The following is a 21,011-nucleotide window of genomic DNA, read 5'->3' on the forward strand; positions in this document are numbered from 1 at the left end:
ATAAGTCTTTCTTAAACTTAATTTATTCAAATAGAACAATCTTCAATTTCTTTTCATAAAACAAATAAAAAAGCTTCGGACGAAGGAAGAAGCTTGTCCGAAGCTTTTCATTATTTACTGCTGTTCAAATGACTATGCTTACGTCCGTATAAGAAGTAAACCACTAGCCCTAGTACAAGCCAAATTACGAAACTAATCCATGTTAACTTTGGAAGCTGAAGTGCTAAGTATAAACAGAACACAAAAGCTAAAATTGGAATCACCGGCACGAACGGTACGCGGAAACCAGTCGATTCTGAAGTTTGTTTTGATTTACGTAAATATAAAATTCCAATTGATACGGTCATGAAAGCAAAAAGAGTACCGATGTTTGTTAACTCTGCTAATCTTCCTAATGGTACTAAACCAGAGAAGATGGATACTAGTAAACATGTAATCCACGTATTTACTACTGGCGTTTGTTTTTTCTCACTGATTTTTGAAAAAGGCTTCGGCAATAGACCATCTCGACTAATCGCATAAAATAAACGAGTTTGTCCATACATCATAACGAGTAATACCGTTGTAATACCAACAATTGCGCCTAATGAAATAAAACCTGCTACCCAGTCTTGGTTAATGTAGCTTAAAGCAAATGCTACAGGGTTTTTAACATTTAATTCTGTATAAGGTACGATTCCTGTTAAGATAAGCGATACGACGATATAAAGGACTGTACAAATCGCAAGTGATGCGATGATTCCGATTGGCATATCCCGCTGAGGCTTACGTACTTCCTCGGCCGCTGTTGCTACAGCATCAAACCCAATGTAGGCGAAGAATACAGTTGCTGCTCCTGTCGCTACTCCCGAGAAACCAAACGGCATAAAAGGCGTCCAGTTTTCTGGTTTAACATAGCTAACTCCTACCCCGATAAATAGAAGTACAACAGCCAGTTTAATAATAACCATGATAGCATTAAAACGTGAAGATTTTTTTACTCCTTGCGTTAAAAGTAATGTGATTAAGAAAACAATCATAATTGCTGGAATATCAATATATGTGCCGTTTGCAGGATTATATGCACTTGTTAAAGCTTTTGGAAAATGTATGCCAAACCCTGCTAACAATCCTTGGAAATATCCCGACCATCCGCTGGCTACAGCAGAAGAAGCAAGACCGTATTCCAAGATAAGATCCCATCCTAAAATCCAAGCGATTAATTCACCAAATGTTGCATAACTGTAAGTGTATGCACTTCCTGAAACGGGAACTGTTGAGGCAAATTCTGCATAACAAAGAGCTGCAAATACACACGCAAGTCCTGACATAATGAAAGATATAACTAAAGCTGGACCGGCATGTTCAGCGGCGGCTACGCCCGTCAATACAAAAATTCCGGTTCCGATAATGGCACCAATTCCTAACATCGTTAAATCGAAAGCGCCTAAATCCTTTTTTAATTTAACACCTTTAGAGTTGGTTTCACTAATTAACGTTTGAATTGATTTTTTACGAAATAAGCTCATAGTAAACCCCCAAAATACTTATCTGATATAACTAAATTTTCTGAAAATTAATGCATTAATTTCTTTAGATTTACTATACACTGCGCATTCGACAAAAAGCAATATATTTTTTTAATTTTATAAGAATTTTCTTAAAATAATAAAAATAAAAAAACTAGGAAGAACTTCTTCCTAGTTACTCATCGTCTCCTAATATAAAATCAGGATCCAAATCTTCAAATTCATCGTCATCTACGTCTAAATCAAACTCGTCTTCATCATCGCAGCCTTTCGGATTTACGGCAACACAAACCTTGGTTTCGCCAATCACTTCCGCCAACAATTCTCTCTCTACTTGAACAATCGTTTTATTGCCATTTGGTGAAATTGTGCACTCTAGGCAATTTGGCTGCTGCAGCACGCGAACAATTACTTCGTAATCGTCTCCAATCGAATCTTCGTCTTTATAGCGCAGCTTAATATTATCTTTGTATGATACGGTTTCCGTCCAAACTTCGGTTTTTGTATTATTATTGTACGAATACCAGATGTTAATATCATATCTGCCGTCAACTTCTACATTGCTGCCGCTTTTCTTTGCTTTGTACTCATGGTTAATCACCCAGCACCCTAAGATGCTTGTTGGTCGATTTTTCGGTGCAAGCGTATGAGACGATTGTGTAAACTTGCGACCTTTACCTACGACTGCTTTTGTAATAATTTCTCTATAGTGTTGTGACATGTGAGCATACCCTCCTCAAACTATCTTCATTTCATCCTATGCAGGCTCATTCACTTGTTTGCACATTATTTTTAAGAAACTAGGTTTAAGGCATAAAAAACCTATGTTCCATTGTATGCAAGGATATAGAAAAACGTGACAATTATTAGAGAGAAAATCTGCCCAATTTTCATGCCATGAGATGCACAAAAAAATGCCTCAGCAAATTGCTGAGACATTTTTTCTTTATGAGCAGCTAGATCCAGGGCTGTTTCGCACCTGTGAACCTGTTTCACCGCGCAGTAAATCACCATCTGTTGACACAATAATTTCATCAGTTACTGTGGTTGAAATAGTGTTAGCAACAAGTTGAAGCAAATCATTCACGTTTATTTGAGACTCTTGAAACTGCTGAATAATCGGCAGTTCATCCAGCTCTTCCTGTAAACGATCGATTTTTGCCTCCACTTGTTTTAACGCTTCTGTCTTACCATAATGTTGGAAATTAACAGCTTGTTTTTGCAAACTTTTAATGCTTGCAATGGTTTCACGCACTTTTTGATTTTCGTTAAGCTGAGCTTCGGCACGCTTGAAGAAATCTACTTCTTCCGTTTCAGCAATCATTTTTGCCAGCTCTTGAGCACGTTTAATTACGTCACTCTTGTTATACTGCGCCATATTACTTCACCTCTGCTGTTTCTTCTACCATTTCCCCGTTTAATGTCCATGTTTTGGCTTTTGTAACTTTTACTTTTACAAGTTGCCCAATCACTGACTTAGGTGCTTTGAAGTTTACAAGCTTACTTTTTTCCGTGTAGCCTGCTAATACTTCCGGATTATTTTTACTTTCACCTTCTACTAATACTTCGACAACTTTACCTTCATATTCCTTCAATTTCTTTGCAGAAATTTCATTTACAAGAGCATTTAAGCGCTGAAGACGCTCTTTTTTCACTTCCATTGGTACATTGTCTTGCATCTTAGCAGCCGGAGTACCTTCACGAGGTGAGTAAATAAACGTGTACGCACTATCAAATTCAACCTCACGATATAGTGACATTGTTTCTTCAAACTGCTCATCCGTTTCATTTGGGAAACCAACAATAATATCAGTTGTTAATGATGCCGTTGGAATGGCTTCTTTAATTTTACGAACAAGATCTAAATAATGTTCACGAGAATATTTTCGTGCCATAATTTTTAAGATGTCGCTGCTTCCTGATTGCACAGGTAAGTGAATGTGGTCGACAAGATTTCCGCCTTTAGCTAGAACTTCAATTAAACGGTCATCAAAGTCGCGAGGGTGACTTGTTGTAAAACGAATACGGGCAACATCAATTTTACGGATTTCATCCATTAAATCCCCTAAGCCGTACGTCATGTCTTCAAAATCTTTTCCGTATGCATTAACGTTTTGGCCTAAAAGCGTAATTTCTTTATAGCCTTGAGCAGCTAAATGACGTACTTCTTGGATAATGTCTTCTGGACGGCGGCTTCGTTCTTTTCCTCGCGTATACGGAACGATACAGTACGTACAGAACTTGTCACAGCCGTACATGATGTTAACCCATGCTTTGACGCTGCCTTTACGTGCTCTTGGAAGGTTTTCAATAACATCCCCTTCTTTAGACCATACTTCAATTACCATTTCTTTTGCTAAGTATGCTTCATTTAGAATGTGAGGCAAACGGTGAATGTTATGTGTACCAAAAATCATATCCACGTGCTGATGTTTTTGTAAAATTTTATTTACAACTGACTCTTCTTGAGACATACATCCGCAGACGCCGATTAATAATTCAGGGCGCTCGCGCTTCAAGGCCTTCAAGTGTCCTAATTCACCAAACACTTTATTTTCCGCATTTTCACGGATTGCACACGTATTCAATAAAATAACATGAGCATCTTCAACAGAGTCAGTTGGCTCGTAGCCAAGGCCTAGAAAAATACCAGCCATTACTTCTGTATCGTGCTCATTCATTTGACAGCCGTACGTACGGATATAAAACTTGCGTCCCTGTCCCATTCCGTGAAACTGTTCATCGATTGCAAAATCATTGTGATAGGAAACTTCTTCTTTTCCTCGTTTTTTCGCATCTTTTAAAGAAGGTGGCATGTATACTGTTTGAAAATATTTGCTGTAATCCTTTTCGGATTTTTTGTCCGCTGGATTAACTTGGTTGCTTTCTAAACGTTGTTTTTCATTCATAAAAAAATCTCCTTTCGCCATGACAATTGTCACGTTGCACCTGTAAATCGCAAAAAAATGTGACAACTTTATGCTTATGCATAAAACTCATCACATTAACATAGTATATAACTTTCAAGTAGCGAACACAATCATATACCTATTTTCTATACCTATCACTATGAAAAAATCCGAACGAGCTGGATTCTCCATTAAGAATCTTAGTTCACCGTTCGGATTTTCCCTCTACTAAACTGCTTTTATTGCAGCCTCTTTTACATAAATTCAGCTACTAGCTCATCAAACTTTTCCTCAGTCATACCTAAGTCTGCTTTTGACAGCGGCTCTTCACTATAACCGTGAACAAGCTGCTGATACGACGGCTGATGCGCATTTTGATAAATAAGCCCTGTTACTAAGCCGTTATGCTCCATTAACGTCTGCATAGCTTGCATACGATTGTTTGCATCATAACCTTCAATTGTGCTAAGACTAGTTAGATTTTCTTTAAACCAATCATACGTGTTCACTTTATTATACGTTACGCACGGGCTAAATACGTTAATTAAAGAAAAACCTTTATGCTGAATGCCTTGTTCAATTAAGCTTGTTAACTCTTTTAAATTCGTTGAAAAGCTTTGTGCCACAAACGTTGCTCCAGAAGTTAACGCCAGCTCCATGACAGATAAAGACGACTCGATTGATCCTTCAGGCGTACTTTTTGTCTTGAATCCTACTTCACTGCGAGGAGATGTTTGTCCTTTTGTTAAACCATAGATTTGGTTATCCATTACGATATACGTTACATCGATGTTTCGGCGAATCGCATGTACCGTGTGTCCCATACCGATAGCAAACCCATCTCCATCGCCCCCAGATGCGATAACGGTTAAGTCACGATTAGCCATTTTTACACCTTGAGCGATTGGAAGCGCACGTCCGTGAATACCGTGAAAACCATATGAATTAATATAACCAGAGATACGTCCAGAACATCCAATACCTGAAATAACAGCAAGCTCATGAGGTTCTAAACCTACGTTAGCAGATGCGCGTTGAATGGCTGCTTGTACGGAGAAATCTCCACACCCCGGACACCAGTTAGGTTTTACACTGTTACGAAAATCTTTAAACGTTGCCATTTAACACAAACATCTCCTTACTTTTTGCGTATACTTCTTGCGGAAGAAATGGATTTCCATCATACTTCAATACGCTTTGAATTTTATCATGACTTGCAATATTCATTTTTAAAATATTAGCAAGCTGTCCAGTAGCATTGTTTTCAACGACGACTACTTTTTTAGCTCCTTGCACGTAAGGAAGCAGTTCGTCAGCTGGGAAAGGATGAATTAAACGAATATGAGCGTGATTTACTTTTATACCGTCCTGTTCCAAACGTTCCATTGCCTCTTCAATAACTCCACGCGTCGAATTAAATCCAACAAATAAAATATCAGACTCTTTTTCATGAGAGTGAACATGAATTGGCGTATTAAAACGAATTCCTTTTGTTTTACGAAGACGCTTATTCATTTGATCATCGCGGTTCACCGGAGATTCAGATGGCTTTCCTGTCTCATCATGTTCTACTCCCGTCACGTGATGAATGCCATGCTTCATTCCAGGAATGACGCGTGGTGATACGCCGTCTTCTGTTACGCGGTAGCGCTTGTAGTACTGTTTTTCTTCCAGCTCTTCTAGCTCTCCTTGCTGAAGCTTACCGCGGCGGATTTCAACGCGGTTATAGTCAAGCGGTTCTACTGATTGCTTCCCAAGTGAAAGCTGTAAATCCGTTAGCATAATAACTGGACACTGATATTCTTCTGCTAAGTTAAACGCTTCAATCGTATCGTAGAATGCTTCTTCAACCGTACTTGGCGCCATGACGATCTTCGGAATTTCACCATGCGTACCGTAAATCATGGCCATTAAATCAGACTGTTCTTGCTTAGTTGGAAGCCCTGTACTTGGACCGCCGCGCTGCGTATCGATAATCACAACAGGTTGCTCAGTGATTCCCGCTAATCCAATCGACTCCATCATTAATGATAGACCAGGTCCAGCTGATGCTGTCAGCGCACGTACGCCTGCATAGTTAGCTCCGATAGCCATCGTACATGCTGCGATTTCATCTTCTGTTTGAATAACGGTTCCACCAAATTGAGGAAGCTTTTTAATTAAGTATTCCATGATTTCTGAAGCAGGGGTAATTGGATATGCTGGCATAAAACGAGCCCCACCGGCTAAAGCACCTAGCGCAATCGCATCGTTTCCAATCATAAACATACGTTTTTTACCATCCGCTGGATCTAGTTTCATTGTTTCTAATTGTTCGCCTAGCTGTTCACGAATGTAATCTGCACCTTTTTTAATAGCTTCCATGTTTTTTTGTACAACTTTTTGGCCCTTTTTACCGAAGATTTCAAGCACTACTTCTTCAAATACTTCTGTGTCAATATGAAGCACAGCACTTGAAGCGCCAACAGCAACCATGTTCTTCATTAGAGACGTTCCTAGTTCTGTTGCAATTTCCGTAAACGGAACAGCATATAGCGTAGCAGTTGTACATGTTTCGGGCAGACTTGGGTTGAATTTCGCATCTGCAATTACAACGCCACCTACGCGCAGCTCATGGACGTTTACATCGATTGTTTCCTGATCGAACGCAACTAAAATATCCAAATCATCTGACACAGATCGAACCTGAGTTGTACTCACTCGGATCTTATTATTTGTATGTCCACCTTTGATGCGAGAAGAAAAATGACGATAGCCGTATAAGTAATAACCTAATCGATTTAAAGCGGTTGAAAAGATTTCTCCCGTACTTTCGATTCCCTCACCCTGCTGTCCGCCAACTTTCCATGAAAGTTGCTGTACCATAAATCAACGCCACTCCTTTAATTGCTCTTAATATAGAAATCTATTTTATTGATAAAAACTGAAAAAGGTAAATTAGCAAACGATTTCATTTGCTTCTGCATTTCACGAACCAAAATCATTCGCAAAACCCCCACAGCACCTTGTCGCTGTGCAGGATACGTTTCTGCTTGAGCAGCTCCATAATCCGTTTTCAATTTTATTCCGATTGCCAGAAAAATGCAACCCTTTCCATTGAATTCTCAATCGTTTTAATTATATTTATATTTAATGAATAAGATGAAGTTTTTTAATGATCTTTTCTGCTTTCACATGAGGCATTATTATATAAATAACTTCTATAAAAAAGAGCTTTTCCAAGAAGAAAAAGCTCTTTTTTTATTAGCTGCATACACGATCAGCAAAGTTTTGAAACAGAAAACGTTTTACCTGCTCCTCAGTGTAATGCTTAAGGAGTTCTTCGATTAAATTCGTATACTGTTCATATCTTCCGAGACGATGAACCGTTTTGTCAATGCCGTCAAAGTCAGAGCCAAAACCAACGGAGTATTCGCCTCCTCTTTCACACATGTAATCAAGATGACGAATCACATCCGCTATTTGTGCTTTGGCAGAACTCGTTAAAAATTCAGGGACAAACGTAATGCCAATCACGCCGTTTCGCTTTATTAAAGCTTGAATTTGATCGTCTCTTAAATTCCGGGGATGAGAACACAATACGTGTGAATTGGAATGAGTAGCCACTACATATTGCGCTAGCTCAATCACATCCCAAAAACCTCTTACCGATAAATGAGAGACATCCGTCCACACTTTATGTTCATTATTCAATTCAACAACTTCTCTTCCAAAAGAAGATAACCCCGCGCCTCGAGATTCTAAAATACCGTCACACACAGCATTGCTGTAATTCCATGTCAAACCTACTGAACGTACACCCAATGAAAAAAGCGTCTTTAAGCGTACTAAACTTGTATCAATGGCATCGCACCCTTCAAGCGTCAGCATTGCTCCTATTTCACCTTTTTTCAAGCTATCTATATCGCGCTTTGAACAAACCCATTTTACACCGGGAAGCGATAAAATATGACTCTGAAACAGCTGGATCATTTCTAACGCAACATCAAAGCGCTGAGCTGCCGGAACCGCTTCTGGAATATAAATAGCAAATAGCTGAACTTTCCCTTTTGCTTTCTTTATTCCTTCTAACGTAACATGCAGCGCTGAATCATATGTAAAAGATAAACGTTTATTTAACCAGAGCTTCATCAATACATCACAATGAGCATCAAATATCACAACCCACACCCCTTTAACTCTATACAAAAAGGACCTGTTTGGCTTCTATGCTTTACAGGTCCGTGGTTTTTATAATTATCGCGGCTCTACAATTAATTTAATGGCTGTTCGCTCTTCTCCATCAATTTGAATATCTGTAAAAGCTGGGATGCAGATTAAATCAACCCCACTTGGTGCAACGAACCCTCTTGCGATTGCTACAGCTTTTACTGCTTGGTTAAGCGCCCCGGCCCCAATGGCTTGAATTTCTGCTGCGCCGCGTTCGCGCAGCACGCCTGCTAAGGCACCAGCAACTGAATTTGGATTAGACTTTGCTGAAACTTTTAATATTTCCATATCTAGCTCCTCCTTATTCTTTACAATGTATGATGAGAGATCATTAGACCAATGACTTAATTGATTTCAATGTTACTATATTCACGATATGTCAAACGTATTCCTGCTTGTTTTTCCTAAATATTCAAAAACTTATATTTCTACACCTTTCTTTTTTCTTTTTACGTTTTTGACAAAATAAAAAAGCCAATGTATCGTCTTTCGACACATTGACTTTTTCCCTTTATTCAAAAAACGGATGGTCTTCGTTAATTAAAATCCGCTCTGTTTTTGTTGCTTTCCCCGTCTTTTGATCAATATCAATAACGATTCCACTAAGCTGCGTTCTTCCTTCTTTGGGCACTTCAAATCGAACAGGAAGAGACGTTAAAAAACGCTTAATAACAGCTTCTCGCTCCATCCCTAAAATGCCGTCATACGGTCCCGTCATTCCTACGTCAGAGATGTAAGCTGTTCCTTTTGGCAATATACGATTGTCAGCTGTTTGAACGTGCGTATGAGTGCCGACAACAGCGCTGACACGGCCGTCCACATACCAGCTAATCGCTTGCTTTTCACTTGTTGTTTCAGCATGAAAATCAATAAAAATAAGCGGAGTGCGCTGACGTGCTTCTTCAATCAGTTCATCTGCTTTTTGAAATGGACAATCAAGCGGGGCCATAAACGTGCGCCCTTGTAAATTAATCACGGCTACCTCAAGCTGATTATACGTAAAATACGTAATTCCCTTGCCCGGTGTACCTTCAGGAAAATTAGCCGGACGAACAAGATTTTTTGCATCGTCAATAAAATCAAAAATTTCACGCTTGTCCCACGCGTGGTTACCAAGGGTAATAATGTTAGCCCCTGCTTGTAAGAACTGACGATAAATCTTTTCAGTAATGCCTTTGCCCGAAGCTGCATTTTCTCCATTCACAATTGTAAGTCCCGGAGAGTATTTTCTTTTTAATCTTGGTAAATATTCTTCAACCATTTCACGGCCTGGAGAACCAACTACGTCTCCAATAAATAAAATTCTCATGTAAAAGCTCCTATACTTCATTCTTAATCTGCATCTTCATCTCTACGAAAAAAAATAAAGTGGCGAAACGCCACTTCATTTTTATTTTGCATACTCTACTGCTCTTGTTTCACGAATAACGGTTACTTTGATGTGGCCAGGATAATCCAGCTCATCTTCAATTCGTTTTCGGATATCTCGAGCAAGTCGATGCGCTTCTAGATCACCAATCGTATCTGGTTTCACCATAATACGAACTTCACGCCCTGCTTGAATTGCAAATGATTTTTCAACGCCTTCATAAGACTCTGAAATTTCTTCTAACTTTTCAAGACGACGAATGTAGTTTTCTAACGTCTCACTGCGAGCACCTGGTCTTGCAGCAGATAATGCATCCGCTGCTGCGACTAGTACAGCAATGATTGATGTTGGTTCTGTATCTCCATGGTGAGAAGCAATCGCGTTAATAACAACCGGATGTTCTTTATACTTGGTAGCTAATTCCACACCGATTTCTACGTGACTTCCTTCTACCTCATGATCAATTGCTTTACCAATATCATGTAACAATCCTGCTCGTTTGGCTAACGTTTCATCTTCACCTAATTCAGCAGCCATAAGTCCTGATAAATGAGCTACTTCCATTGAATGTTTCAGCACATTTTGACCATAGCTTGTTCTGAATTTTAAGCGACCAAGAATTTTCATCAAGTCTGGGTGCAACCCGTGAACACCGACTTCAAACGTCGTTTGTTCACCAACTTCACGAATATATTCGTCCACTTCACGGCGAGATTTTTCAACCATTTCTTCAATACGTGCGGGATGGATACGACCATCTTGAACGAGTTTATCAAGTGCAATTCTTGCTGTCTCACGACGAATTGGGTCAAACCCTGATAAAATAACTGCTTCTGGCGTATCATCAATAATAAGATCAATTCCTGTCAAAGTTTCAAGCGTACGGATGTTTCGACCTTCTCGACCGATAATTCGGCCTTTCATTTCGTCATTTGGCAAGTTAACAACTGAGACAGTCGTTTCAGCAACATGATCTGCTGCGCAACGCTGAATAGCAAGTGAAAGAATTTCTTTCGCCTTTTTATCGGCGTCTTCTTTTGCACGGTTTTCTGTTTCTTTTACCATTATTGCAATGTCGTGGGAAAGTTCATTTTCAACACGATCTAAAATAATCGCTCTTGCATCTTCTCTTGTTAAGCTTGAAATGCGCTCTAGCTCTGTTTGCTGTGCACGTACTACTTCTTCAACTTTGCTTTCCATCTCTTCAATATGCTGTTGTTTAACAGTAAGAGAATCATCTTTCTTTTCAAGTAACGCTTCACGTTTATCAAGTGATTCGTCTTTACGATCAAGATTTTCCTCTTTTTGCATTAATCGATTTTCTTGTTTTTGAAGTTCTGCTCGACGATCACGAATATCTTGTTCTGCCTCTGTACGAAGCTGATGGATTTCATCCTTCGCTTCTAGTAAAGCTTCTTTTTTCAAAGCTTCCGCCTCGCGGGTTCCTTCATCAATAATTTGTTCTGCACTAGACTTTGCTCCCGCAATTTTAGCTTCAGCAATCGATTTACAAACAAAAAAGCCAACAACTGCACCGACGATTAGGCCAAGCAAAGCGAAGATGATTGTATTAGTATCCATCATTTCACCTCCCCTTGCTATAAACTTGTAAGTTTTAAATTTCATGTCGGCATGTACATCGTATTCACCTTTCAATATACACACAAAGGCTTTTAAACGCTAAAATGTTTTAAAAAGGGAAAATATACATCTTAATTGTAAATCTGTGCATTTTTATTGTCAAGCCTGCCTCTACAGTATATATTGAAATTTCGTATGTTACTTTTCTAGCATTAACAATTTTTACAAAAAAAAGACCCCTTCTTTGAAATAGAGGAGTCTTTTTTTATCTCGCAGCAAATTAAATATTTAAATCGCCTTGATCGTCATCCTCAGGAGCTGGCTCTCCATCTTGGTCTAAACCATGATGTTCACGCACTTGTCCCGCAATTTCCTGACGAATATCAGTATTTTCTTTTAAGAATTGTTTTGCATTTTCGCGACCTTGACCTAGACGCTCGTCATTATATGAATACCAAGATCCACTTTTTTGAACAATATCTAGTTCAGAAGCGATATCCAAAATTTCACCCTCTTTTGAAATACCTTCTCCGTACATAATATCTACTTCAGCAGCACGGAAAGGCGGAGCTACTTTGTTTTTCACAACTTTAATTCTTGTTTTGTTACCTACAATATCGTTTCCTTGCTTTAACTGCTCTGCACGACGCACTTCTAGACGCACTGAAGAATAGAATTTAAGCGCACGTCCACCAGGAGTTGTTTCAGGGTTACCAAACATAACGCCGACTTTTTCACGAATTTGGTTAATAAAGATAGCGATTGTTTTAGACTTGTTGATAGCTCCAGATAGTTTACGCAACGCTTGAGACATTAAACGAGCTTGTAGACCCACGTGAGAGTCTCCCATTTCCCCTTCAATTTCCGCTTTTGGCACTAATGCTGCTACTGAGTCAACAACGATAATATCTACTGCACCGCTTCGAACTAAAGCTTCAGCGATTTCTAAAGCTTGTTCTCCCGTATCAGGCTGAGATAATAATAGCTCATCAATATTCACACCTAATTTTTGAGCATATACAGGATCTAACGCGTGCTCCGCATCGATAAATGCAGCCTGTCCGCCCTGCTGTTGAACTTCTGCAATCGCATGAAGAGCGACTGTTGTTTTACCTGAGCTTTCGGGACCATATACTTCAACTACACGTCCACGTGGATATCCACCTACACCTAAAGCTATATCTAACGCTAATGAACCACTTGGAATTGTAGAAATTCTTTTTTCCGTTTGTTCACCTAATTTCATAATTGAACCTTTACCAAATTGCTTTTCAATTTGTTTTAAAGCCATATCAAGGGCTGCTTGACGATCGTTCACTCAATTTCCTCCTCTATCTCTTTAAAATCATCTATAAACTGCAAACTTACTACGATGTAGTAGCAATGTCGAATTAACAACTTTCTATAACTTACTATACTAGTTTTTGAGTCGTTTGACAAGCAAAAAGCGAATAAATGTTCGTTTATTATTTTATAAAAAAAAGGCTGTTTTGGAAAAACTAAACAGCCTTTTTTTCTTTATTTTTTTATCATCTTTAATACGTAATGACAGCCATAATTAACCGTTCGTGAACGAATCCCCTGGCGGCTTCCAGATAGCTGCAGGCTGTAAACTTGAGGAGCTTGATCTTTATAGGCTACTCCTATATATACTGTTCCTACAGGATGTCCTTCTTGTTTGGAGGGTCCAGCTACACCTGTAAACCCGATGCCAATATCTGTTTTACATAACTGTTGAATACGCTGAGCCATTTCAGCCGCGCACTGCTCGCTAACGGCTCCGTACTGATTCAGCGTGTGTTCGCTCACTCCGAGAATATTTTGCTTGATTTCATAATGATAGGCGACCAGGCTGCCTTTTACTGCTTCTCCAGCACCTGAAACAGTTGTTAAACGTTCGCTGAATAAACCGCCGGTTAAACTCTCGGCTGAAGCAATCGTTAATCCTTGTGCCGTTAATTCTTTTACCAATTCATTATGTAAAGAAGTTGTTTCATACCCATATAAATAATCGCCTACGCGCTCTGAAATGGTTTTTTCCACTTCGTCTAACATGCGCTGTGCTTCAGCAGTATCAGCGTGCTTAGCAGTTAAGCGAAGCGTCACTTCTCCATCTCCTGCTAGCGGCGCAATCGTCGGGTTGGTTTGCGCATCAAGCAAATCTTCAATTTCCGTCTCAAGCTGTGATTCTCCTATTCCGAAAAAGCGAAGAACGCGTGATTCAATACTTTCTTTTAATTCAAGCTTTTGAGCTAGAAATTCTTGACCATACGATTCATACATTGGATAAAGCTCTTTTGGTGGCCCTGGAAATAGCATATAGTGTTTTCCCTCTACCGTAAGCCCCATACCTGGAGCCATTCCGTAATCGTTAGGGAGCACTGCTGAACCTTCTAGCACAATTGCCTGTTTTTTATTGTTAGGTGTCATGACACGATTTGACTGTTTGAAATAGGCTTCAATGCTTTCAAGTGCTTCTGCATTTGTTGTCAGCTCTACTCCTAGCACACTCGCAATTGTTTCTTTTGTTAAGTCATCTTTTGTAGGACCAAGCCCGCCTGTGAAAATAATTAACTCTGCACGCGTTTGAGCTGTAGCAATCACTTCTTTTAAGCGCTGTGCATTATCTCCTACTACCGTATGATAGTAAACATTAATTCCAAGTTCGGCTAATTTTTTCGATAAATACTGAGCGTTTGTATTGGCAATTTGTCCAAGCAGCAGCTCAGAGCCGACTCCAATAATTTCAGCGTTCATCATATCATCTCCATCTTGCTTATTTTGAGTTAACAAAAGCCTGTTTGTTTTTAGCAAAGTAGTCCCAGCCTGAAATAACCGTAAAAATCACTGAGATCCAAAGCATTACGCTAGCAAATGGAATGGAAACCCATTCAAAAGGCAAGTTATACAACAGAATAGCTGAAATAGCTAAAATTTGAGTCCATGTTTTAATTTTACCTAACATATTTGCTGCTACAACTTCCCCTTCCCCTGCTAGTACAAGTCTTAAACCAGTGATAGCAAATTCACGGCTAATAATGATGATAGCAGCCCATCCTGCACCTGCAATTAAATCTAAGTCAACAATAGCTACAAGCGCAGCTGAAACCAATAGCTTGTCTGCTAGTGGATCTAAAAATTTACCCAAGTTCGTGACTAAATCGTACTTTCGAGCATAGTATCCGTCTATCCAGTCTGTTGTAGATGCAATAATAAATAATGCTGCCCCTAATAGGTGAGCGATCGGAATCTCTTTTCCTGCCGCCTCCACTGTGCCAAATGGTAGCGGCACCATCATAAAAATGAGGAATACGGGAATTAGAAAAATCCGCGAAATGGTAATCTTGTTTGGTAAATTCACTTCTTCTGCCTCCAATTACTGTTACAAACTGAAAGCGTGCAAACGAAGTTGTTTGCACGGCTTTGGTTTTATTATAGCGTGAATGAATGATTAATTCACATATTATCTTTATTTACACCCTGATCACTTTTTAAAACAGGGTGTTTACTGTGCTTCTGCCGGCTGATATTGAATCGTTACAACTTGTCGAACTTGCTTGGATGAATCAAACGGCAAGTCAACCGCTTTTCCATTTACTTTTAACTCTACTCCAGGTGAATAACCGATGTTGACACGAGCTTCAGTTTCTTTCGTCAAATCAAATTGTTTTGTTTCACCTTTTTTTAGAATGGAGCTAAAGAAGGCATTTCCTTTTCCATTTTTCACATCTAACCAAGTATCTGCTTGAGTGGATGTTACTTCTAGATTAAATGCATCTGTACCGGAAAGAGCATACGTAGCACTTCTGCCTGTTTTTTGAACTTCCTTGTATTCTTGTTTACTGCTGTCTTTCTTTTCTTTTTCAGCTTTTTCTTTCTCAGCTTTTTCTTTTGCGGCTTTTTCTTTTTCAGCTTTTTCTTTTTCTTGTTCTTTCTTATCAGCAGCACTTTGTTCATCTTCTGACTTGCTATTGTCATTTTTTGCAGTAGTTTCATTCGTTTCTTCCTGCGTGTTAGACTGCTGAACTTCGCTGTTTGGAGCTTCTTGGTTAGCCTGCTCCTTGTTTTTATCCGAGACGATATTTTGAGCGATTACCCAAATAATAATCCCAACAACTACAACTCCCGCCACCACTAGAACAGTTGGAAGGTAGTCATATGCTTTTGAAACTCCTTTTGTATGCTGAGGAATTTCTTTGCGGCTGCGAACGCGCGAAAGCTGCTGCGGCATGTCTTCTGTTTGAGTTGAAGGAATGTCTGATTTGTATTCTTCAAAAATAGCATCTGTGTCCAACCCAATTGCTTCGCAGTATTGCTTAATAAACGCTCGTACGTAAAATTTCCCCGGCATAACCTCATAATTGCCTTCTTCAATGCCAAGTAAATAGCGTTTTTGAATTTTCGTTAGTTTTTGTAAATCCTCTAACGACAATCCTTTGCTTTCTCGTTCTTGTCTTAACCTTTGTCCTAACTCTGTCAATGCTAACACCTACCAATTATGCTAAAAATCAAACATCGATAATCCACCGTCTTGAAACATTTGAGGACCTTCCATTATTTCATATGTAATTTTCTCATTGGGGTCGTTTCTTATTTCAATAATGTAGGCAAAATCATCTAACGAATACTCGGTATTTTGTACAAATACATCCGGATGCTCCACAATTTTTGTCGCGGGTACATTCATTACTTCTCGAACAAGCTGCCAGTGCTTTTCATTCGCTCGTTTTGTCGATACAATCCCGTCAATAATAAAAATATTATCAGCGTTGTATTCGTCAGCAATAAGCTGACTGCGAATCGTTTGTTTTAAGAGTGTAGAAGACACAAAAAGCCACCTTTTGTTCGCACATACGCTAGCTGCTACAATGGATTCGGTTTTGCCTACGCGCGGCATCCCCCGAATGCCGATAAGCTTATGACCGTCTTGTTTAAACAGTTCCGCCATAAAATCTACGAGCAAACCTAATTCATCTCTTACGAAACGGAACGTCTTTTTATCATCTGCGTCCCGCTGAATATAGCGACCGTGACGCACTGCTAACTTATCACGCAATTTAGGCGGTCTCATTTTTGTCACAATGATATTATCCATTGTTTTCAAAATAGATTCAAGCCTGTCTATTTGCTCATGTGAATCACAGCGCAGCAATAATCCACGGCGAATATCATCCACTCCATTGATTGTGACAATATTAATTGACAACATTCCAAGAAGCGATGAAATATCACCTAAAAGACCCGGACGATTTTTTTGTATTTGATATTCTAAATACCACTCAATTTTCTCCATCAAACCCCTCCCATTTCTTGGCTGGCCTTCGAGAGGTGCCCCCTTTTTTTCACCTAGTTTAACTATAAATGATTTCCATTATATTATAAACCCTAAAGACAAGTAGTTCTACATTTGTTATGTATGTAAGCGCTTATTTATTTGTACTATTTAATTCTAAGAAAAAAGGAGCTTTCACACGCGGTGAATTAGCTCCTTTTTAGAAACGATAAATTATTTTACTGATCCGTTATTTTGAACTAATTTCACCATGCTGCTCGCAATCGCATGCTGCTCTTCTTTAGAAGCAACGCTCCAAAGGTCTGCTAAAATTCGCTCTTGATCATTTTTTGCATCAACTTGGTTTGCTAAATATCCACCAATTTGATAAGCAAGATCATGAATAACTTCTTCTTGCATTCCTTCGTTTTGCGCATGATGTAAACGGTCGCCTAAAAAATCTTTCCAGCTATCCCAGTTTTCTAATACTGACATGAGTAGCCCTCCTTAAGGTTTATTCATATCATAGTTTGTACCGTGTTTTTGATTTTATGCACACTTTATATGTACCAACCACCATTAACCGATAATATTTGTCCCGTTATGTAGGAAGCTCGTGAAGATATTAAATATGAAACAGCATCTGCCACTTCTTTTGGATATCCTATTCTTCCTAAAGGGATCTCTTCAGCCAGCTCCTTGACCTCTTCTTTTGAATAGCTGGCCATCATATCCGTTTCAATCGCTCCAGGCGCAACTCCATTTACTCGAATCCCACTTAGTGCAACCTCTTTTGCCAAAGCTTTTACAAACGTATTTTGTGCACCTTTTACCATGGAATAAAGGACTTCAAACGAAGCTCCTGTAAGTCCCCAAATGGAAGAAATCATGATGATTTGTCCGCTTTTAGCACTAATCATTTTAGGTAATAAAGCTTTGGTAATAACAAAGGGAGCCGTGATGTGAAGATAGATCATTTCTTCGGTTTCTCTTGCCTGAGTATCTGTCATTAACCCGCTAACACTTCGTCCGCTGTTATGAATAATCACTTCTACGGGAACAATAATTTCCTCTAAAAACTTCTCCACTCCCTCTTTACATGATAAATCCGCTTGTACCGTAAACACGGTTTTTACCTTTTCAGCAAGCTCATGTGCAAGCTCCTCTATTCTGTCTCTTCGTTGGTGGTAATGCAAAATAAGCGAATATCCTTCCTCAGCCAATTGCTTAGCAATTGCTGTGCCAATTCCTCCGCTTGCACCTGTCACAAGGGCAAATTTCTCCATAACCTTCTCTCCTTTACATGCAAAAAAGCTGATGAACATCAGCTTTTTTGGCAACAATCATCTTCATTTAGGTACTACTTCACAAACCGTAAAGTTCTTTTCATCAATAATCTCGTTTAGCACATCTTTTATTTCGTTCACCTTCAATTTTTCCAGCGTTTCAACAATATCAAATAAATTCATATCATTAAATGCATAGCGTGTAAACTGATTAGCGATAAACTCAGGTGAGTTTAATGAACGTAAAAATCCGCCGATTTTCTTTTTACGGATACGCTCAAGTTCTTCTTCAGTTAGTGATTTTGTTTTCATTTCAAGTAAAATTTGTTTAACTCGATCATACAGCTGCTCCGGTTGGTCCGTATCTCCTCCAATAAGAGCAAAACCAAATCCTCTTTCCTCCGTATAATCATAAGCAAATGTTTCATCAATAAGCCCGTCTGCATATAACTCCTCATAGTACGAAGAGCTTTTGCCAAATGCGTAATCTAAGATAATATTCATTGCTAACTCATATTTAAGCATTTCTCCACCTGAACGCTGCGGATTTTTCGCTTTTAGACCCACCATACATTTAGAAGACTGCACCGGCATTTTTAGTACTTGTTTTTCTTGATCCACCGTTTCAGGCTCTTCGTCAAAATGACGCTGTATGTCAGATATTTCTTTATAATCTTTTTTCTGCTGATTTTCTCGAACTTGCTTCATTACCTTTTCTGCATCAACAGGACCTACAATGAACAACAGCATGTTGCTTGGATGGTAGAACGTTTCATAGCATGTATACAGCAAATCTTTATTGATATGTGAAATCGATTCGATCGTGCCTGCAATATCAATTTTAACAGGGTGGTTTTTGTACATATTTTGAATGGTACCAAAATACAAGCGCCAGTCCGGATTGTCGTCATACATTGTAATTTCTTGACCGATAATGCCTTTTTCTTTTTCGACCGTTTTTTCTGAGAAGTACGGCTCTTGTACAAAATCCACTAATGTTTCAAGGTTTTCTTCAAAATTTGACGTACAGCTGAATAAGTAAGCTGTGCGGGTAAAAGAAGTAAACGCATTGGCCGAAGCGCCTTGTTTACTAAACTGCTGAAAAACATCCCCGTCTTCTTTTTCAAATAATTTATGCTCTAAAAAGTGTGCGATTCCGTCCGGAACTTTTGTCATTTCATTTTCATTTAGTGGTACAAATTGATTGTCAATCGATCCATAGTTCGTTGTAAAGGTAGCAAACGTTTTGTTAAACTCCGGCTTTGGCAAAATATATACTTGCAGCCCGTTATCCATTTTTTCATGATACAGCTGTTCCTGAAGCTGCGAAAATTCAATTTTCTCCATTTTCTTCACCGCCCGTTCCTGTTAAGAAATAAATTGTATCCATCTCAATTTTCTCAGCCACTTTAATAATTTCCTGCTTAGATACCGCATCAATATGCTTTAAGTATTCGTCAATTGAAATATCTTTACCTGTTAATTCATTATGATACATAACCTCTACTAGTCCTCGTGGAGTATCCACCGTTTCAAGCAGCTGATTGTGAATGACGGCTTTTGTTTGAGCGATTTCGCCGTCTGTAAACGACCCTTGCTTCATCTCCTGCATTTGTTCTTTAATAATGGTAACGGCTTGGTCGTAATTTTTAGCATCAATACCCGACATAACCATCAGTAATCCCTTATGACTTTCTACCCTTGAAGCGGCATAATAGGCTAAGCTTGCTTTTTCACGCACATTGATAAATAGCTTAGAATGTGAGAAACCTCCGAATATACCGTTAAATACTTGCAGAGCAAAATACTGTCTATCTCCATATACAACATTTGTGCGGTAGCCAATATTTAATTTCCCTTGTTTTACTTCTTGTTTTTCCACTACTTCATTTACTTTTGAGATATCTTTAGACGTAATAGAATCTTCAATATCTTTTTGCTCGCGCTTTGGTAACGTAAATGTTTCTTTTACTGTTTGTAAAACCTCTTCGACTTGCAAATCTCCAATAGCATAAAGGTGAATGGCATCTTCTTTTAACACCTTCTGATAATAGGCGTACAAACTTTCACCTGTAATTTCTTCCACGTCGTCAATTTGACCGTTTACATGTAAAGAGTAAGGTTCTTCTTTACACATTTCTTCAACTAGTCTTAAATTAGCATAGCGCATTTTATCATCAAATACGGCTTGAATTCTCTGACGAAGCGAACGCTTTTCTTTTGTCATAATATCCTTTAAAAAAGAGTCCCCTTCAACTGCTGGCTTTAATAAAATATCGCCAAGAAGCGCTAACGCTTTTTGCAAAAGCGGAGTTGAATCTTTCAAATATTTTTCATTTGCTATATCAATGCGAATCGTAATATCGTGGTTATCACCTTTTTTTGTTAAGTCTACTTGTAAAGTAGCACCATAAAGCTCATCTAAATATGTACGAAGCTTTGTCGTAGACGGCAGCGACTCGGTAGCGCTTTGAAGCACATAAGGTAAAAGGGCACGCATTGTCACCGTTTTCTTATCTAAAGGGGCATTTAGTTTTAAAATGAACGTGTTTGTTTTGTACTTAGCTGTTTGAATGGTATGAACAGTCAATCCTTCTAGTTCATGTTTTTGTTCAGTCAATAATTTCATATATAAACCTCCTTTTAAATTTTGATGTATTAACTAGACAATACTTCTATTTTGAATCTTTAACGCTAATTTTAGTCTTATAACCACTATATCGAATTCAAGGAAACATTTTCAAGTAACTTGCCGCGCGCTTCCTCATTTCTTTTCATATTCTTTCTCTCAATGAAAAAAAGGCGGAGAAAAGAATATGATTTCTTTGTCTCCACCTTCTATATTTATCCAACTTTAGTCATTGTTAGACCTTATAT

20 protein-coding genes are annotated in these 21,011 nt (G+C 38.8%); all 20 read right to left on the reverse strand.

Annotation, left to right across the window (positions count from 1 at the left end):
• Nucleotides 1-110: 110 nt before the first annotated feature.
• Nucleotides 111-1,508 (reverse strand): branched-chain amino acid transporter BcaP, encoded by a 1,398-nt coding sequence (bcaP, locus tag MMB68_RS01785; protein WP_013084740.1) that lies wholly within the window; start codon nt 1,506-1,508, stop codon nt 111-113.
• Nucleotides 1,509-1,683: 175 nt separating this feature from the next.
• Entirely contained in the window at nt 1,684-2,229 is a 546-nt protein-coding gene (locus MMB68_RS01790; RefSeq protein WP_013058796.1) for an outer spore coat protein CotE, read from the reverse strand.
• Between the two features lie 225 nt (nt 2,230-2,454).
• Nucleotides 2,455-2,886 (reverse strand): YlbF/YmcA family competence regulator, encoded by a 432-nt coding sequence (locus MMB68_RS01795; RefSeq protein WP_057273930.1) that lies wholly within the window; start codon nt 2,884-2,886, stop codon nt 2,455-2,457.
• Nucleotide 2,887: 1 nt separating this feature from the next.
• Nucleotides 2,888-4,417 carry a tRNA (N6-isopentenyl adenosine(37)-C2)-methylthiotransferase MiaB gene (miaB, locus tag MMB68_RS01800; RefSeq protein ID WP_277548097.1) on the reverse strand — a complete coding sequence of 510 codons (1,530 nt, stop codon included), beginning with the start codon at nt 4,415-4,417 and terminating at the stop codon, nt 2,888-2,890.
• A gap of 254 nt (nt 4,418-4,671) precedes the next feature.
• Nucleotides 4,672-5,538: a 2-oxoacid:ferredoxin oxidoreductase subunit beta gene (locus MMB68_RS01805; protein WP_013058799.1), complete on the reverse strand. Its 867-nt coding sequence runs from the start codon at nt 5,536-5,538 to the stop codon at nt 4,672-4,674.
• Nucleotides 5,525-7,282, reverse strand: coding sequence for a 2-oxoacid:acceptor oxidoreductase subunit alpha (locus tag MMB68_RS01810; RefSeq protein ID WP_013058800.1), 1,758 nt, complete (start codon nt 7,280-7,282; stop codon nt 5,525-5,527). The genes MMB68_RS01805 and MMB68_RS01810 overlap by 14 nt, the downstream gene beginning before the upstream one ends.
• 17 nt (nt 7,283-7,299) lie before the next feature.
• A complete protein-coding gene (locus MMB68_RS01815) occupies nt 7,300-7,476 on the reverse strand; it encodes a hypothetical protein (RefSeq protein WP_221784422.1) in 177 nt (58 codons plus the stop codon).
• Nucleotides 7,477-7,660: 184 nt separating this feature from the next.
• On the reverse strand, nt 7,661-8,578 hold the full coding sequence (locus MMB68_RS01820) for a dipeptidase (RefSeq protein WP_269870341.1): 918 nt from the start codon (nt 8,576-8,578) through the stop codon (nt 7,661-7,663).
• 75 nt (nt 8,579-8,653) lie between these two features.
• Nucleotides 8,654-8,914 carry a stage V sporulation protein SpoVS gene (spoVS, locus tag MMB68_RS01825; RefSeq protein ID WP_003181955.1) on the reverse strand — a complete coding sequence of 87 codons (261 nt, stop codon included), beginning with the start codon at nt 8,912-8,914 and terminating at the stop codon, nt 8,654-8,656.
• 223 nt (nt 8,915-9,137) lie between these two features.
• Nucleotides 9,138-9,935: a TIGR00282 family metallophosphoesterase gene (locus MMB68_RS01830; protein ID WP_028411380.1), complete on the reverse strand. Its 798-nt coding sequence runs from the start codon at nt 9,933-9,935 to the stop codon at nt 9,138-9,140.
• Nucleotides 9,936-10,016: 81 nt separating this feature from the next.
• A complete protein-coding gene (gene rny, locus MMB68_RS01835) occupies nt 10,017-11,576 on the reverse strand; it encodes a ribonuclease Y (RefSeq protein WP_013058803.1) in 1,560 nt (519 codons plus the stop codon).
• A 280-nt stretch (nt 11,577-11,856) separates the two neighbouring features.
• The gene (recA, locus tag MMB68_RS01840) at nt 11,857-12,894 is read right to left on the reverse strand and encodes a recombinase RecA (protein ID WP_013058804.1); all 1,038 of its coding nucleotides are present in this window, start codon (nt 12,892-12,894) and stop codon (nt 11,857-11,859) included.
• Between the two features lie 200 nt (nt 12,895-13,094).
• Entirely contained in the window at nt 13,095-14,336 is a 1,242-nt protein-coding gene (locus MMB68_RS01845; protein WP_269870342.1) for a competence/damage-inducible protein A, read from the reverse strand.
• 16 nt (nt 14,337-14,352) lie between these two features.
• Nucleotides 14,353-14,937, reverse strand: coding sequence for a CDP-diacylglycerol--glycerol-3-phosphate 3-phosphatidyltransferase (gene pgsA / locus MMB68_RS01850; protein ID WP_013058806.1), 585 nt, complete (start codon nt 14,935-14,937; stop codon nt 14,353-14,355).
• Between the two features lie 144 nt (nt 14,938-15,081).
• A complete protein-coding gene (locus MMB68_RS01855) occupies nt 15,082-16,065 on the reverse strand; it encodes a helix-turn-helix domain-containing protein (RefSeq protein WP_277548101.1) in 984 nt (327 codons plus the stop codon).
• A 12-nt stretch (nt 16,066-16,077) separates the two neighbouring features.
• Nucleotides 16,078-16,869, reverse strand: coding sequence for a DUF3388 domain-containing protein (locus tag MMB68_RS01860; protein WP_013058808.1), 792 nt, complete (start codon nt 16,867-16,869; stop codon nt 16,078-16,080).
• A 213-nt stretch (nt 16,870-17,082) separates the two neighbouring features.
• Nucleotides 17,083-17,343 carry a DUF3243 domain-containing protein gene (locus tag MMB68_RS01865; RefSeq protein ID WP_013058809.1) on the reverse strand — a complete coding sequence of 87 codons (261 nt, stop codon included), beginning with the start codon at nt 17,341-17,343 and terminating at the stop codon, nt 17,083-17,085.
• Nucleotides 17,344-17,408: 65 nt separating this feature from the next.
• The gene (ymfI, locus tag MMB68_RS01870; RefSeq protein ID WP_221784425.1) at nt 17,409-18,134 is read right to left on the reverse strand and encodes an elongation factor P 5-aminopentanone reductase; all 726 of its coding nucleotides are present in this window, start codon (nt 18,132-18,134) and stop codon (nt 17,409-17,411) included.
• A gap of 63 nt (nt 18,135-18,197) precedes the next feature.
• Nucleotides 18,198-19,481 carry an EF-P 5-aminopentanol modification-associated protein YfmH gene (gene yfmH / locus MMB68_RS01875; protein ID WP_221784426.1) on the reverse strand — a complete coding sequence of 428 codons (1,284 nt, stop codon included), beginning with the start codon at nt 19,479-19,481 and terminating at the stop codon, nt 18,198-18,200.
• Nucleotides 19,468-20,763 (reverse strand): EF-P 5-aminopentanol modification-associated protein YfmF, encoded by a 1,296-nt coding sequence (yfmF, locus tag MMB68_RS01880; RefSeq protein ID WP_221784427.1) that lies wholly within the window; start codon nt 20,761-20,763, stop codon nt 19,468-19,470. The genes yfmH and yfmF overlap by 14 nt, the downstream gene beginning before the upstream one ends.
• Nucleotides 20,764-21,011 lie beyond the last annotated feature (248 nt).

The organism is Priestia sp. Y58, assembly GCF_029522095.1.
Classification (GTDB): Bacteria; Bacillota; Bacilli; order Bacillales; family Bacillaceae_H; genus Priestia; species Priestia megaterium_E.